The 13,244-nt window shown below is 66.5% G+C and carries 14 protein-coding genes and 1 pseudogene; 3 read left to right on the forward strand and 12 right to left on the reverse strand.

From position 1 onward, the window contains the following. Nucleotides 1-541: 541 nt before the first annotated feature. The 3 genes from ML01_RS28365 to ML01_RS04355 all read left to right on the forward strand — a co-directional run bounded on the left by ML01_RS28365 (nucleotide 542) and on the right by ML01_RS04355 (nucleotide 1,534). Nucleotides 542-814, forward strand: a complete 273-nt coding sequence (locus ML01_RS28365; RefSeq protein ID WP_156427552.1) for a hypothetical protein — start codon at nucleotides 542-544, stop codon at nucleotides 812-814. Nucleotides 815-924: 110 nt separating this feature from the next. Continuing rightward, the gene (locus ML01_RS04350; RefSeq protein ID WP_058554180.1) at nucleotides 925-1,152 is read left to right on the forward strand and encodes a hypothetical protein; all 228 of its coding nucleotides are present in this window, start codon (nucleotides 925-927) and stop codon (nucleotides 1,150-1,152) included. 1 nt (nucleotide 1,153) lies between these two features. Then, nucleotides 1,154-1,534, forward strand: a complete 381-nt coding sequence (locus ML01_RS04355; protein WP_254045136.1) for a type II toxin-antitoxin system death-on-curing family toxin — start codon at nucleotides 1,154-1,156, stop codon at nucleotides 1,532-1,534. 626 nt (nucleotides 1,535-2,160) lie between these two features. On the opposite strand, the gene ML01_RS04360 is transcribed toward ML01_RS04355, so the two are convergent. The 12 genes and pseudogenes from ML01_RS04360 to ML01_RS04415 form a co-directional block, all read right to left on the reverse strand. Beyond that, nucleotides 2,161-3,060: a hypothetical protein gene (locus ML01_RS04360; RefSeq protein WP_058554181.1), complete on the reverse strand. Its 900-nt coding sequence runs from the start codon at nucleotides 3,058-3,060 to the stop codon at nucleotides 2,161-2,163. Nucleotides 3,061-3,152: 92 nt separating this feature from the next. Then, the gene (locus ML01_RS04365; protein WP_058554182.1) at nucleotides 3,153-3,332 is read right to left on the reverse strand and encodes a type II toxin-antitoxin system HicA family toxin; all 180 of its coding nucleotides are present in this window, start codon (nucleotides 3,330-3,332) and stop codon (nucleotides 3,153-3,155) included. Beyond that, the gene (locus tag ML01_RS04370) at nucleotides 3,329-3,523 is read right to left on the reverse strand and encodes a hypothetical protein (protein WP_058554183.1); all 195 of its coding nucleotides are present in this window, start codon (nucleotides 3,521-3,523) and stop codon (nucleotides 3,329-3,331) included. Before ML01_RS04370 ends, ML01_RS04365 begins: the two co-directional genes overlap by 4 nt. Nucleotides 3,524-3,707: 184 nt before the next feature. Further along, a pseudogene (locus tag ML01_RS26860) lies at nucleotides 3,708-4,085 on the reverse strand (efflux RND transporter permease subunit); the annotation flags it as partial. Between the two features lie 291 nt (nucleotides 4,086-4,376). Further along, nucleotides 4,377-4,712 (reverse strand): type II toxin-antitoxin system RelE/ParE family toxin, encoded by a 336-nt coding sequence (locus ML01_RS04380; protein ID WP_058554185.1) that lies wholly within the window; start codon nucleotides 4,710-4,712, stop codon nucleotides 4,377-4,379. Next, the gene (locus tag ML01_RS04385) at nucleotides 4,709-4,951 is read right to left on the reverse strand and encodes a CopG family transcriptional regulator (RefSeq protein WP_058554186.1); all 243 of its coding nucleotides are present in this window, start codon (nucleotides 4,949-4,951) and stop codon (nucleotides 4,709-4,711) included. Before ML01_RS04385 ends, ML01_RS04380 begins: the two co-directional genes overlap by 4 nt. A 297-nt stretch (nucleotides 4,952-5,248) precedes the next feature. Next, complete coding sequence (locus tag ML01_RS04390; RefSeq protein WP_058554187.1) at nucleotides 5,249-6,235, reverse strand: Rpn family recombination-promoting nuclease/putative transposase; 987 nt, start codon at nucleotides 6,233-6,235, stop codon at nucleotides 5,249-5,251. Nucleotides 6,236-6,478: 243 nt separating this feature from the next. Beyond that, nucleotides 6,479-9,541, reverse strand: a complete 3,063-nt coding sequence (locus tag ML01_RS04395; RefSeq protein WP_058554188.1) for an efflux RND transporter permease subunit — start codon at nucleotides 9,539-9,541, stop codon at nucleotides 6,479-6,481. Further along, complete coding sequence (locus tag ML01_RS04400; protein WP_058554189.1) at nucleotides 9,538-10,749, reverse strand: efflux RND transporter periplasmic adaptor subunit; 1,212 nt, start codon at nucleotides 10,747-10,749, stop codon at nucleotides 9,538-9,540. The genes ML01_RS04395 and ML01_RS04400 overlap by 4 nt, the downstream gene beginning before the upstream one ends. A gap of 250 nt (nucleotides 10,750-10,999) precedes the next feature. After that, entirely contained in the window at nucleotides 11,000-11,365 is a 366-nt protein-coding gene (locus ML01_RS04405; protein ID WP_058554190.1) for a DUF1640 domain-containing protein, read from the reverse strand. 5 nt (nucleotides 11,366-11,370) lie between these two features. Next, on the reverse strand, nucleotides 11,371-12,756 hold the full coding sequence (locus ML01_RS04410) for a glycerophosphodiester phosphodiesterase family protein (protein ID WP_058554191.1): 1,386 nt from the start codon (nucleotides 12,754-12,756) through the stop codon (nucleotides 11,371-11,373). Continuing rightward, a complete protein-coding gene (locus tag ML01_RS04415; RefSeq protein WP_058554192.1) occupies nucleotides 12,753-13,190 on the reverse strand; it encodes a hypothetical protein in 438 nt (145 codons plus the stop codon). Before ML01_RS04415 ends, ML01_RS04410 begins: the two co-directional genes overlap by 4 nt. Nucleotides 13,191-13,244: the final 54 nt, after the last annotated feature.

Below are 13,244 nucleotides of genomic sequence, written 5' to 3' on the forward strand. Positions count from 1 at the left end.
AACGTGGTCTGTCCCCATTTTTCCCCGCGTAGCGCGCGAGGGCTTTTAGCAGAATAGGGGACAGACCACTTTTTTGACTCTGCCAGCTTGTCTATTCGTCGAAAACGTGGTCTGTCCCCATTTTTCCCTTGTCCCCATTTTTCCCTTCACCTTGCGAAAACGTGGTCTGTCCCCATTTTTCCCTCCGAGGCTGACCCGGCGGCCCTAAGCGTTGCGGAGATCGTCGGAAAGCCCTTGACTGCTTCACCTTGAGCCCTGGCATCGACGTTGCGCGGCGTCTATGCTCACCCGGCACCCCAACTTGAAGAGGCCGGATCCATGACGACTATGCTGCGCAGAATAGGGGACAGACCACTTTTTTGACTCTGCCAACTTGTCTATTCGTCGAAAACGTGGTCTGTCCCCATTTTTCCCTGTGTCCCCATTTTTCCCTGTCCCCATTTTTCCCTTGTCCCCATTTTTCCCTTCACCTTGAGCCCTGGCATCGACGTTGCGCGGCGTCTATGCTCACCCGGCACCCCAACTTGAAGAGGCCGGATCCATGACGACTATGCTGGGCGAAACGCTCTCCTCCGTCGCCAGTGTGGAGACATTGGCGGCATTGCGAGAAATCGCCCGGCGCGATGGGCGCGACCTGGAAGCTGTCGTCGACGAGGCCTCGCAGAATAGGGGACAGACCACTTTTTTGACTCTGCCAACTTGTCTATTCGTCGAAAACGTGGTCTGTCCCCATTTTTCCCATTTTTCCGGTCTCCGCGGCGCGAAGGCGTTGAACGGATCTTCCCGGTTGCCGAGGCTGACCCGGCGGCCCTAAGCGTTGCGGAGATCGTCGGAAAGCCCTTGACTGCTTCACCTTGAGCCCTGGCATCGACGTTGCGCGGCGTCTATGCTCACCCGGCACCCCAACTTGAAGAGGCCGGATCCATGACAACTATGCTGGGCGAAACGCTCTCCTCCGTCGCCAGTGTGGAGACATTGGCGGCATTGCGAGAAATCGCCCGGCGCGATGGGCGCGACCTGGAAGCTGTCGTCGACGAGGCCTTGCGCGACTATGTCGAGCGGCGGACGGAGTGCCCACGCCGGCATGTTTTCGGCGCACTGGCCGAAAGCGTGCGAGAGTTTGACGACCTCTATCGCGCGTTGGCGAAGTAAGGTGGCCGCGCGTGACTACCTGACTGTTGCCGATGTCCTGGGTATGCACGTGGTACTGATCGAGCGGTACGGGGGCGCACCAGGTTTGCGTGACCCCGGGGGCTTGGAGGCCGCGGTCTTCAGGCCGCAAACTGGTTACTACGGCGACATCGTCGCGGAGGCCGCGGCATTGATGGAGAGTCTCGCCGTTAACCACCCGTTTGTGGATGGCAACAAGCGCGTGGCTTTTGCCGCTGCCGATGTGTTTCTGCGTATCAACGGTTGGCGCTTGTGCAGGCCTTCGACACGAGTGCATGGCGAGATGATTCAGATGTTCGAGGCTGGAAGTTTCGATATGGCACACCTGGAGCCCTGGCTGCGTGACTTCGCAATGGAGAAATAGCAATCCTGAAACGCCGGGGCCAACGCGCGCGCGAATTCTGGGGACGCGAACGCGAGTTCGAATTCTGGGACAGCCCGCGTAGGGCGGAACGCGATAGCGGTTCCGCCAACGGCGGACGAGCTCGACGCTGACCGCGCATTCCGACGCATGCTTCGATTTGGCGACGCTTCGCTGGGCGGGGGCTGGCGGATCGCCCTATCGGGCATCCGCCCTACAGTGTTTTCCCTCGCGACACCGCTCCAGCGGTGTCGCGCCTCTCCGGGCGCTCTGCGCCTTGTCGAAGACGGGTCGCATGGCCAACAAGCAATCCGTTGCGGCGTTGCGCTCTCGCTCGTGCAAGTGGTCGGGGGGATGGCTTGCAGGAACGCTGCGGTGGGCAGCTCGCGGGGCGGGTTCGGCACGCTGCTCCGGTAGTGGTCGGGCGGGACTAGGCGGGGCGCATCATCGGGCCGGTACTCGTAGGCGCTGAGGTAGGGCTGGCCGCCTGCTTGGATCTCGGCGAGCAGGTAGCGGACGTCGCGCAGGTCAGGCCGGTGACGAGGCCGGCGAGGCGGAGCGGGACGGGCTGCCGCGGCTGCCCGAGTCCTTCTTGGGCGATGTGCAGGGTCGCGATCGGTACTGGCATGCTAAGCGGCTGGTGGCGGTTGCCGGAACACGTCTTCGATGCTCTCGGCCCTGAGCACCCGCCGGGACCACCGCAGCAGGGATTCCGGGTTGGCTGCTTCGACCTGTGCGCGGACTTGCTCGGGAACCGGGCCGAACTTGTCCTCCAGTAGAAGCAGCAACATCGCTGCTTCGCCGATCTGGATGCCGATCTGCTTGCCCTCTTCTCGCATGCGGGTGGAAAACGACTGCATGGTCTTGGTCTCCTCGGGATACTCGCGTTCGTACTGCTCGCGCTCGGCGTCGGTCAGATCAGCGTAGATATCGACGAAGTCCGCATATTTCAGCCGCTTCTCGGGGTCGGGCTCCAACTGCACCAGCCCGCGCAGCGCCAAGGCGTAGACGGCGACGCGCTCGTTGGGATGATCGTAGCGCATGTTGGGGAGGTTGAGGCGGGCGACGATGTTGTCGCTGTCGCGCCAGTCTTGCCACGGCAGGTCGGCCAGGGCGCAGGCGAGGTAGCGGAACGCGAGGTAGCGATGGCGGTCGCCGCCGAGGATCAGCTCCTCCGGGCGCTGGCCTTGGCGCAGGAAGATCGCCACGGGCACCACCCGATCCGTCTTGAACAGCTCGGCGAGGTCCAGGCAGTAGTGGGCCAGCCGATGGATCGAGAACTTGGAGGTGTCCGTCTCCTCCTCCAGCACCAGCAGCAAGGCTTCGCGGCGGCCGTCCGGCCACTCGACCAGCAGCGGCGTGTCCAGCTCACGGAAGCGATCGCCGAGCCGTTCTTTAAGCTGCTCCTCGCGGATCGGGATGATGCGAACGCCCTGGTCCACGTGCGCGGCCTCGTCGGCGGCGAAGAACTGCACCGCTTGCTGCGGGTAGTCGATGATCAGGTTCTTGAAGTTCTGGTCGTGGCTCATCGGTGTCCTTGCATGTCGGTGAGGACTTGGCCGGAACGGCGGGGCATGATTTCGGGCTTTGCTCGCTCGGCTCAAAGCGACGCTCCGGAGTCCTATGCGGTTGTCAACGCCTTGATGATCCGCTTGGCGAGCTGCTCGTTGATGTCAGCGTGCCGGGGCACGGGCTCCGAGGCGCCGCTTTGCGGATTGTGGTAGATGTCGTGCCTCTTGCCGTGTCGGAGCAGGACACAGCCCTGCTGCTCCAGGATCGTCAGCAGCTTCAGCCTTTTCACGCGACTTCGATTTCCGCGACGCGCTTGATGCCCGGGATGTCCTCGGCCGTGAACAGCTCAAACAGATCGGCAAGATGCGCTTTGAGGTCGTTCAGGTCGTCCCCTTGCGTCCAATGGTCGGGAAACTCGTTCAAGTACCCGAGATACTTGCCATCGGAGGCAATCCAGTAGGTGAAGGCGGCCTTTCTCATCGCGCGCTCCTCTGGTTGTTGCCATGCCCGGCTGCATGGCGTCTCGGCGTGACTGCGCTCAGTATACGAGGGAGCCTTGCTCGGGGGCAGGGGGAGCCGGGGCGGTGGGGCGCGAAGCCGGGCTTCCTGGCGACACCGCGGGAGCGGTGTCACCAGCGTCAACCTTCGCTGCCGGCGCTCCCGCTCAGGCCCGCGCTGCCGCCGCGGCCTCGGTCTGCTGCTGCGTCTGCTTGGACGCCACCAGCACGTACATACCGGGCACGATGAACAGTGTGAACAGCGTGCCGATGCCGAGCCCCGTGGTGATGACGAGCCCGATGTCGAAGCGGCTGACGGCGCCCGGGCCGCTCGCGGTGAGCAGCGGGATCATGGCCACCAGCATGGACACCGTCGTCATCAGGATGGGGCGCAGCCGAATCATGGACGCCTTGACCACGGCGTCGCGCTTATCCAGCCCCTCGCGCTCGCGCAGTTGGTTCGAAAACTCGACGATGAGGATGCCGTTCTTGGCAATGAGCCCGATGAGGGTGATGAGCCCGACCTGGGTGTAGATGTTGACCGTCGTTCATACGCCGTGCACCTCGAATCGACAACGTGCTACGCCGGGCGGGGCGCTGCACTTGGAGATGCAAGGATTCTGTCGGGTTGCGCTCGGTGCTTCAAGTCTTGTCTCAGCTTCGACTTGCAAGCTGTTGTTCTGCATGGGCGACTGCAGCCGGGTTCGGCGGAAACTGAACTACCTAGGCGGTGATCGAGTTGCAGAGGCGCCCGGTCAGGCTTCCGCTTAAGAGAACCGCGAGTGAATTAAGATGCAGCAGCACTATCGGCGCCCACCTTCACGGGGTCGGAAAACTCAAGCATCCTCGTCGCTGTCGTCTTGGAAGATCTTGGGGATATCCCGGCGTTGATGGAGGATGCGCAGCATGTCGATCCGGTCCGGATGCTCGATATAGAAGACGAGATAGGGGAAGCGCTTGACTCGAAAACAGCGCAGACCGCTGCGCTGGAGCGCTTCGGCGTAGCGTGGTGAGCCGATGCCGGGCATGTGGGCGATTAGGCCAAAGGTATCCTCAACAGCATCAATGAACCTCAGCTCCAGTGCCCCACCGCCTTTCCCATAGTAGTAGTCGGCGGCATCCTCCAGGTCTCTGCGGGCTCGTTGCCGGCGGATGACGGGTTTGCGTGTCACCCCCGTGTATCCCTTGATCTCGCCCGTGCCCGCAGGTCATCGAAATAGGCCTTGTCAAACGTGCCCTCGATGGGCGAGCCGGCGCCCTCGTCGATGAGGTTGCGGAAGCGCACCACCTCGCGGTGCTCGCGGATGAGTTGGCGCAGGTATTCGCTGCTGCTGGTGTAGCTGGACGCAGCGACCTGCTCGTTGACAAAGTCGCAGAGGTCGTCGGGCAGAGAGACGTTGATGGAGGGCATGATGCGGCTCCTGGTAGTGCTTGTTTAAGGGACGGCTGTGGCTGCTCGGGCGGGTCGTGCGAGGCCAAGTGCGAGGCAAAGGGCCAGGTCTTGTATTTTGCATCTGGCCTGCATGGTTTTCGCCACTGCAAGAACGGTGAATTGCGGGGACAATGCGGGCAAGGCCGCGTGTTCTAGCGAGAGATGCTCAGTCCTGCGTGGATGTCAGCAACAGGTTCTCGAACGGAGCGTGCTGCTTCCACCGATCATTGCGAAAGTCTCGGACATCCGTCGAGAGACCCAAGTGCCTCGCCGCCGTCAGTGCAGCACCGCGTCCAGGGACTCGGCGACGAGGATGCGATCAAGCCACTCCAACAGGGTGTCACTGTCGGCGGCGAGCACGCGCTCGCGCACGCTGTCGTTGGGCGGGCCGAACTTGCGCTCGATCTGCCGCAGCAGCGCGGTTGCCTCGCCGAGGCGTTGGCCTTGATCGAGACCCTGACTGATGCCCTGGTTGATGCCCTGCTCGATGTAGCGGTCGATGAAGGTCTGCATGATCGGCTCTCCGGTAGAGGTCTGTTGCAGCGAGGTCTGTTGCAGCAAGGTCCGGACAGTGGGCTCGTCGACGCGCTGCGTACCTTGGACAAAGTAGCGCAGCAGGGATTCCAGGACTTGGACCGCGGTGTCGCGGTCTTCGATCTGCTCGATGAGCGCCAGCAGCTCGCGCAGCCGCTCGACGGGTTGGGCGTCGAAGACCCAGCGCATGGCAAGCTGCACCAGCCGCGTCAGCACCCGGCCTTTGATCTCGGCATCCGTGGGGCCGGACAAATCCACCAGCCGGTAGCCGAAGCTCGGCACGAAGGGCGCCAGGATGTCCGGCAACGGCTTGACCAGGTCTTGGAATGCCGCGGGCGCCTGCCAGGGCCGGTCGCCGTGGTAAATCACCAGCGGGAAGACCGGCGGCAGGTGCCGGGCCTTGGGATGCTGTTTGCGGTACTGCTCGCCTTCGGCGGCGATGTAGCGCAGGAGCTGGAGCGCCGTCCAGTGCTCAGCCCAGCTTTTATGCTCGAACAGGAGGTAGACGTGCAAGGCCTCGCCGCCATAGCCGACCCGGTAGACCAGGTCCGAGTAGGCCGTGCGCAGGTCGCTTGCGACGTAGGTGTCCTTGCTGATCGTCAGCGTCGTCAGGTCCAACTGCGCAAGCAACGCCGCCGGGAGCTGGCAGCGCAGGAAGTCGCGGGCGACCTCTTGGCGGGTGAAGCTCTCGCGGAAGAAGGTGTCGTGGGGCGAGGCGATGCTATCCATGGCGGGGGAGCATAGCGCGGGGTTGAATCGTTGGCGATACCCGGGCTGGTCGGTCCGATTTCCAGTCCCGCGGACCGACACGCGCTCGCCGGGGGGCGGGCGAGTCGGCGCGCTCAGATCCGTGTCTCGTGGACTGCGGGCCTGAACCGAGCATCCACCGCATCAGTCCGTCGATCGGTGTCATCAGCCTTGTTGGCCGGCAGTGGGTGGACCTGGCCCGAGGCGGACCGCCCGCGCCCCCGCTCAGGCCCGCGCCGCCGCCGCGGCCTCGGTCTGCTGCTGCGTCTGCTTGGACGCCACCAGCACGTACATACCGGGCACGATGAACAGCGTGAACAGGGTGCCGATGCCGAGCCCCGTGGTGATGACGAGCCCGATGTCGAAGCGGCTGACGGCGCCCGGGCCGCTGGCGGTGAGCAGCGGGATCATGGCCACCAGCATGGACACCGTCGTCATCAGGATCGGGCGCAGCCGAATCATGGACGCCTTGACCACGGCGTCGCGCTTGTCGAGCCCCTCGCGCTCGCGCAGTTGATTCGCGAACTCGACGATGAGGATGCCGTTCTTCGCAATGAGCCCGATGAGGGTGATGAGCCCGACCTGGGTGTAGATGTTCACCGTCGCAAAGCCGAGGAACAAGAACGCCATGGCCCCGGCGATGCTGAGCGGCACCGACATCAGAATCACGAAGGGGTCGCGCCAGCTCTCGAACTGCGCCGCGAGCACCAGATAGATGACCAGGATGGACAGGAAGAAGGTCACCTCCAAGGCCGCGCCTTCCTGGCGGAACTGGCGCGACTCGCCCTTGTAGTCGAAGCGCACGTTGCGCGGCGCCACCTCGCGCGCGGTCGTCTCCAGGTATTCCAGTGCCTCGCCGAGGGAGGTCAGCATGACGCCGGACAGGGTTACGGCGTTCAACTGCTGGAACTGCACCCGCTTGGACGGCACCACCTCGTGGCGCACGCTGACCAGCGTCGCGAGCGGCACCAGCTCGCCGGAGGCCGTGGCGATCTGGTAGTCCTGGATCGCGTCCAGGTCATTGCGCGCCGCATTGGTCACCTGCGGAATCACCTGATAGCTGCGCCCGCCCAGGCTGAACCAATTGACGTAGTCCTGATTCAGCATCGCGGCGAGCGACTGGCCGAGCTGGCGCATGCTGATGCCCAGATCGCCCGCCAGGTCCCGGTCCACCTCGATGACCGTGCGCGGGCGCGCGAGCTTGATGTCCTTTTGCAGGAACATGAACTTGCCGCTTTCCATCGCGCGGCCGACGATCGCGTCCGCGTACTCGGCCAGCTCCTCCACCGGCGCATCGGACAGCATCACGAATTCCACCGGGATGCCGTTGCCGGGCGACGGCAGGCTCGGGCGCGGAAAGGCCACCGCATCGAAGCCGGCGATGCCGCCGAGCAGCCCTTGCAGCTCCGGCATCACCTCCATCTGCGCGCGCTCGCGCTCGGAGGGCTGCGGCATCTTGAAGCCGCCGAAGGTCGTCGCCGTGTCGCCCATGAAGCCGGCGAGGATGAAGCTCTCCTGATACTCCGGCACTTGCTCGAAGGCCTGCTGCATCTGCGTCACGTAGTGCTTGTTGTAGTCCACGGTGGCCGTCTCCGGCGCCGTGGCCATGAAGAACAGGATGCTCTGGTCTTCGGTGGGCGCCAGCTCCTTCTGCGCGAAGCTGTACATGGCCCCGATGCTCGCGACGACCACCACGGCCACCAGCACAGTGCTGCTCGGATACCTGATCCACCCGCGCAAGAGCCGCCCATAGACGCGCGCGAGACCCTCGAAGAAGTGCTCGACCCGCTGCTCGAAGCGCCCCTGCTGCCCGGCCGGGCGCAGCACGCGCGCCGAGATCATCGGCGAGAGCGTCAGCGCGACCACACCGGAGATCAGCACCGCCGCCGCCAGCGTGAACGCGAACTCCACGAACAGCGAGCCCACCAGCCCGCCCATGAAGCCAATCGGCGCATACACCGCCACCAGCGTCGTGGTCATCGCGATGATCGGCAGCGCCAGCTCCCGCGCCGCGTCGATGGCCGCCTGCATGCGCGGCTTGCCCATCTCGATGTGCCGGTGCACGTTCTCCACCACCACGATGGCGTCATCGACCACCAGCCCGATGGCCAGCACCAGCGCCAGCAGCGTCAGCAGGTTGATGGAGAAGCCCATCAACAGCATCAGGAAGGCCGCGCCGACGATGGCGAGCGGCACGGTCACCGACGGCACGATCGCCGCGCGCAAGGAGCCCAGCGACAGGAAGATCACGAACAGCACGATCAGCACTGCCTCCGCGAGGGTCTTGAAGACCTCCTGGATCGACTCCTCGATGAACTCGCTCGCGTCGTAGGGGATGTCCGCTTCCAGCCCCTCCGGAAACTGCGCCTTAAGCTCCGGCAGGGCCTCATGCACGCGGGCGGCGACGTCGAGCGGGTTGGCGCCCGGCGTCGGCTCGATGCCGATGAAGATGGCCGGGATGCCCTTGTACAGCGTCGCCGAGTCGTAGTCCTGGGAGCCCAGCTCCACGTCCGCGATGTCGCGCAGGCGCACCAGCGCGCTCGCATCGGAGCGGATCACCAGGTCGCGGAAGTCCTCCACGTCGCTGACATCGGTGTTGGTGGCGAGGTCCACCTGCACCATGTTGCCGCGCAGGTTGCCGATGCCGGCCAGGTAGTTGTTCTCCGCCAGCACGCCGGCGACCGCCGCGCCGGTGACGCCGAGCGCCGCCATGCGCTGCGGGTCCAGCCACACGCGCATGGCGTAGGTCTGGTTGCCGAAGATCTCGGCCTTGGCGACGCCCTCCAGCGCCTGCAACTGCGGCTGCACCACGCGCAGCAGATAGTCCGTGATCTGCGGCAGGCCCAAGTCCTCGCTGTAGAAGGCGAGGTACATCAGCGCCGTCGCGTCGCCCGTGGTGGACGTGATGACCGGGTTCTGCGCCGCCTCCGGCAGCACGTTGAGGCGGCTTGCGACCTTCGCTTGGATCTCGGCGATGGCCGCGTTCGGGTCGTAGTTGAGGCGCAGCGTCGCCTCGATGGTGGACATGCCTTGGGTGCTGGTGGAGGTGAGGTAATCGATGCCGTCGGCCTCCGCCACCGCCTGCTGCAACGGCGTCGTGATGAAGCCCTGCACCAGGTCGCTGCCCGCACCGGGATACGCGGTGGCGATGGTCACCACCGTGTTCTGCGTCTCCGGGTACTGGCGCACCTCCAGGTCGACGACGGCGCGCAGCCCGAGGATGAAGATCAAGAGGCTCACGACGCTCGCCAGCACCGGGCGGCGGATGAAGAGGTCGGTGAAGCTCATGACTCGTCGCGGCCTGCGGCCTGCCGGTTGTCCCGGGACGTCTGCGGCGCGAGCTCGGGCGCCTCGGCAGCGGCCGGCGCGCCGTCCGCGGCGGGGCCGTCATCGGGCACGATCTGCACCTCGACGCCGTTCCTGAGCTTCTGGTGTCCCGCGAGCACGACGCGATCGCCCTCGGCGAGGCCGGCGCGCACCTCCACCAAGTCGCCGCGCACGTCGCCGGTGGTGATCTGCCGGCGGTTCACGACGAGCTTGGTGCCTTGCCCGGTGTCCGCGGCGGCAGCCTCGCCGGCGCCCGCCGGCTGCTCCTCGATGACGAACACCGAGTCCCCATAGGTGTTGAACGACACCGCGCGCCGCGGCAGCGTCAGCACCGCATCGCGCTGCGGCATCAGGGTCGCGACCTTCGCGAACATGCCGGGCCGCAACAGATCGTCGCGGTTCGGCAGCTCCGCGCGCAACTGCACGTTGCGCGTGCCCTGGTCCACGGCCGGGCTGATGGCCTGCACGCGACCCGTGAACACCCGCTCGGGATAGGCCGCGACGCGCACCTGCACCGGCTGGCCGACCGCGAGCTTGGCCAGGTTGCGCTCCGGCAGCCGGTAGTCCACGAACACGGGGTCGAGCGCCTCCAGCGCGACGATGGACGAGCCCTCTGACAGGTATTGGCCGAGGTCCACCTGGCGGATGCCGAGCACGCCGTCGAAGGGCGCGCGGATGGTCTTCTTCTCGATCAGGGCGCGCTTGGCGGCGACGGCGGCACGGGAGCGGGAGACCTCGGCGCTGGTCTCGTCGAAATCCCCTTGGGAGACGGCGCGGTCGCGCAGTAGCTTGGTGTTGCGCTCCAGCTTGATCTCGGCGAGCTGCAAGGACGCCTGCAGCCCAGCGAGATCCGCCTCGTCCACGGTGGTGTCGAGCTGCACCAGCGCCTGGCCTTTGCTCACGCGGTCGCCGGACTCGAAGTTGATGGCGTTGACCTGGCCCGCGACCTCGTTGTTGACCATGACGCCCTGCACCGCGCGCACGTTGCCGATGGCGTCGAGCTGCGGCTGCCAGCGCGCGCTGCCGACACGCACCTCCGAGACCGTCGACGGCGGCATCGGCTGCGAAAACTGCGCGATCTGCGCCGTGACCTGCTCGAATTTCATATACGCGAGGGCACCGACCAGCGCGGCCAGAATCAGAAAGACCAACAGCAAGCGGAGAAACATAGGGGGTCCCGGGCCGGGTAGGAGAGGGCGGACCGGCATGATCCGTTAGGTGGGTCGGGCGTCGGCGGGGTTGTGCCGGACGGCTTCAAACAGGTGTTTGCTTCGGGGCGCAGTATACGGGATCGAGCGCCCCGGGTTGCATTCCGGCGCGCAACCGCGCCAGGTCCGGTCCGCGTGAGCGCGGGTGAACAGCGCCTGCGGCGTGAGACTGCGCGTGCACCGGGCGGTTCCGCCGGGTGCGGGCTCGGCGCTAGAGCAGCTTGACGAGCGCGGCGATGGCGGCGACCTGCGCGAGCATCAACGGCACCAGCCACCTCAGCAGCTCGACGCGGGAGTGGGCGAGCTCGGTGCGGACCTCGCCGCGCAGGCGCTCGATGTCCAGCGTCAGGTCGGCGCGGAGCTTTTCGATGTCGGCCTTCAGCTCGGCGCGAAGTTGCTCGATCTCCTGCTGCAACCGCAGCTCCGTCTCCCGCAGGTGGCCCTGCGTGGCCAAGTCCGGCAAGTGCGGGTAGCGTTCTTCCAGGCGTTCGAAGGCCTCCGCGATGAGTCGGGCGCGGGTCTTTTCGTCGGGTGCCGCGGTCAGCGCCTCGTAGAGCTCGATCTTGGACATGGCCATGGGCGTTACTCTCGCACCGGTTCGGCCGCTCGGCAAGGTGCCGTGCTCGGCGCGCCCGCGCGCTGCAAAAAACGCCGCACCGCCGCCCGCGCCGCCGCCGGGTCGTCGCTAAAGAGCCCGTCCACGCCGGCACCGAGCAACTGGTCCAACTCCTCGCCGAAGCTCTGCGGCACGCCGTCGGCGGTGAGCGCGCGGAAGGACTCCTCCGGGCGCAGCGTGTAGGGATGCACCGCCAGGCCCGCCGCGTGGGCCATGGCGATGAGCGGCGTCGCCGCGCCGGTCTGGCGCATGGTCATCTCGGCGCGGCCGTCGCCGTCCGCGTCCACCGGCTCCGACACGGGCGCCTGCGGAAAGATCAGCAGCTTCCACGGGCCGATGGCATCCGCATAGCCGGCGATGGCGCGGGCGCCGGCCGGGCTCGCGAGCGCGCCGTAGCCGGCCTGCCAGCCACCGCCCTGCGCGATGACGCCGGCGAGCTCGGCGCCGTAGATGGCTGCGAGGTCGGCGTCGGCGGCGGCGTGGTGCACGAGGTCATAGGGCCGCGAGAAGCCGCCGCCGCCCGGGTTGATGAAGCGCCCGGTCACATCGCCGATGAGCTGCACCAGCGGCAATGCGAGCCCCGCCGCCGGCAGCAGATCGCGCCTCAGTGCCACCAGCGACGCGGGCTCGAAGGACTGGATGTAGATGCGCGCGGGGTCGGTGAAGTCCGCCTCGCGCAGCGCCGCCACCAGCAGCGCGCCCAAGTCCATCCGGATCGGCGTGCCGTCGAGGAAGCGGCCGGTGTGCAGGAAATAGGTCGGATGCTTGATCTCCGGGTAGATCCCCACGCGCCGGCCCGTCTCCAGCTCCGCCCGGCGCACCAGATCGATGATCTCCGCGAGCGTCGGCACCTTGAAGCGGCCGTCGAAGCTCGTATTGCCGGGGCGGATGTCCGGGATGCGCTCGCGCGCATGCAGGGTCTTGAGCTCCGCGAGCGTGAAGTCCTCGCTGAACCAGTCCGTGCTGGGCTCGCCGTCGATGGTCTTGGTGGTGCGCTTGTGCGCGAAGTCCGGTCGCGCGGCGACGTCCGTGGTGCCGGACAGCGCGTTCTCGTGCCGGGCGACGAGCACGCCGTCGCGGGTCGGCACCAGGTCCGGCTCGATGAAATCGGCCCCCTGCTCGATGGCCAGCGCATAGGCCGCGAGCGTGTGCTCCGGCCGGTAGGCGCTCGCCCCGCGGTGGGCGATGACGATGGGCACGCAGGCGGGCGTCGCCGGCTGTTCCATGCTGTTCGGCTCCGGGCCCGCTGCCGGGCCGGCCAGGTTGGGGGGCAACTGCTCCGGGTCGGCCGCAGCGCACGGCGCGGCGCCCATGCCCAGCACGAGCGCCGCCGCCGCGAGCCGCGCGATCATTGGGACAAGGCCTTGCGCGCCGCTTCCCCCGCCTGCTCGACGAATTCCCGGCCCTGCTTTTGCATCGCCCGGCCAATGGCCGTTGCCAGCTCGCCCTGCGGCAGCGTGCGCGAGCCGATGATGACGCGGTACGGTGAGGTGGAGTAGGCCGTGAGCGGGTTCGCGATCTGGTCCGCCGTGTCCTCCACCGCGTTGTAGCGGTAGAAGCAGGAGGCCGAGCCCGCCTCGCCGCCCGCGGTATAGGCGACGCGCACCTCGGCGTATTCGCGCCCGCGCGTGCGCGCCTCCGCGCTCTGAAACAGCGGCGCCGTGCCGCCTTGGACGGTGACGATGTCCTTGCACAGCCGCACCCGCACGTCCTCCCCGGCGCCGGAACAGCCGACGGCGAGCAGGGCGGCGGTGAAGAGAGCGGCGAGAGTGCGGATGGCTTGCATGGCAGGGCTCCTGGCGGTGCGTCGACGCCCGGGAGTATGGCACGGCTGGGAGAG

Origin of the sequence: Thiohalocapsa sp. ML1 (assembly GCF_001469165.1) — a bacterium.
In the GTDB taxonomy this organism is placed as follows: Bacteria; Pseudomonadota; Gammaproteobacteria; order Chromatiales; family Chromatiaceae; genus Thiohalocapsa.

Excerpts from the sequence above, each read along its gene's own strand:
- ML01_RS04410 (WP_058554191.1), bottom strand. The coding sequence starts at position 12,756 with ATGATCGCGCGGCTCGCGGCGGCGGCGCTCGTGCTGGGCATGGGCGCC.
- ML01_RS04370 (WP_058554183.1), bottom strand. The coding sequence starts at position 3,523 with ATGAGAAAGGCCGCCTTCACCTACTGGATTGCCTCCGATGGCAAGTAT.
- ML01_RS28365 (WP_156427552.1), top strand. The coding sequence starts at position 542 with ATGACGACTATGCTGGGCGAAACGCTCTCCTCCGTCGCCAGTGTGGAG.
- ML01_RS04405 (WP_058554190.1), bottom strand. The coding sequence starts at position 11,365 with ATGGCCATGTCCAAGATCGAGCTCTACGAGGCGCTGACCGCGGCACCC.
- ML01_RS04400 (WP_058554189.1), bottom strand. The coding sequence starts at position 10,749 with ATGTTTCTCCGCTTGCTGTTGGTCTTTCTGATTCTGGCCGCGCTGGTC.
- ML01_RS04415 (WP_058554192.1), bottom strand. The coding sequence starts at position 13,190 with ATGCAAGCCATCCGCACTCTCGCCGCTCTCTTCACCGCCGCCCTGCTC.
- ML01_RS04385 (WP_058554186.1), bottom strand. The coding sequence starts at position 4,951 with ATGCCCTCCATCAACGTCTCTCTGCCCGACGACCTCTGCGACTTTGTC.
- ML01_RS04390 (WP_058554187.1), bottom strand. The coding sequence starts at position 6,235 with ATGGATAGCATCGCCTCGCCCCACGACACCTTCTTCCGCGAGAGCTTC.
- ML01_RS04395 (WP_058554188.1), bottom strand. The coding sequence starts at position 9,541 with ATGAGCTTCACCGACCTCTTCATCCGCCGCCCGGTGCTGGCGAGCGTC.
- ML01_RS04360 (WP_058554181.1), bottom strand. The coding sequence starts at position 3,060 with ATGAGCCACGACCAGAACTTCAAGAACCTGATCATCGACTACCCGCAG.
- ML01_RS04350 (WP_058554180.1), top strand. The coding sequence starts at position 925 with ATGACAACTATGCTGGGCGAAACGCTCTCCTCCGTCGCCAGTGTGGAG.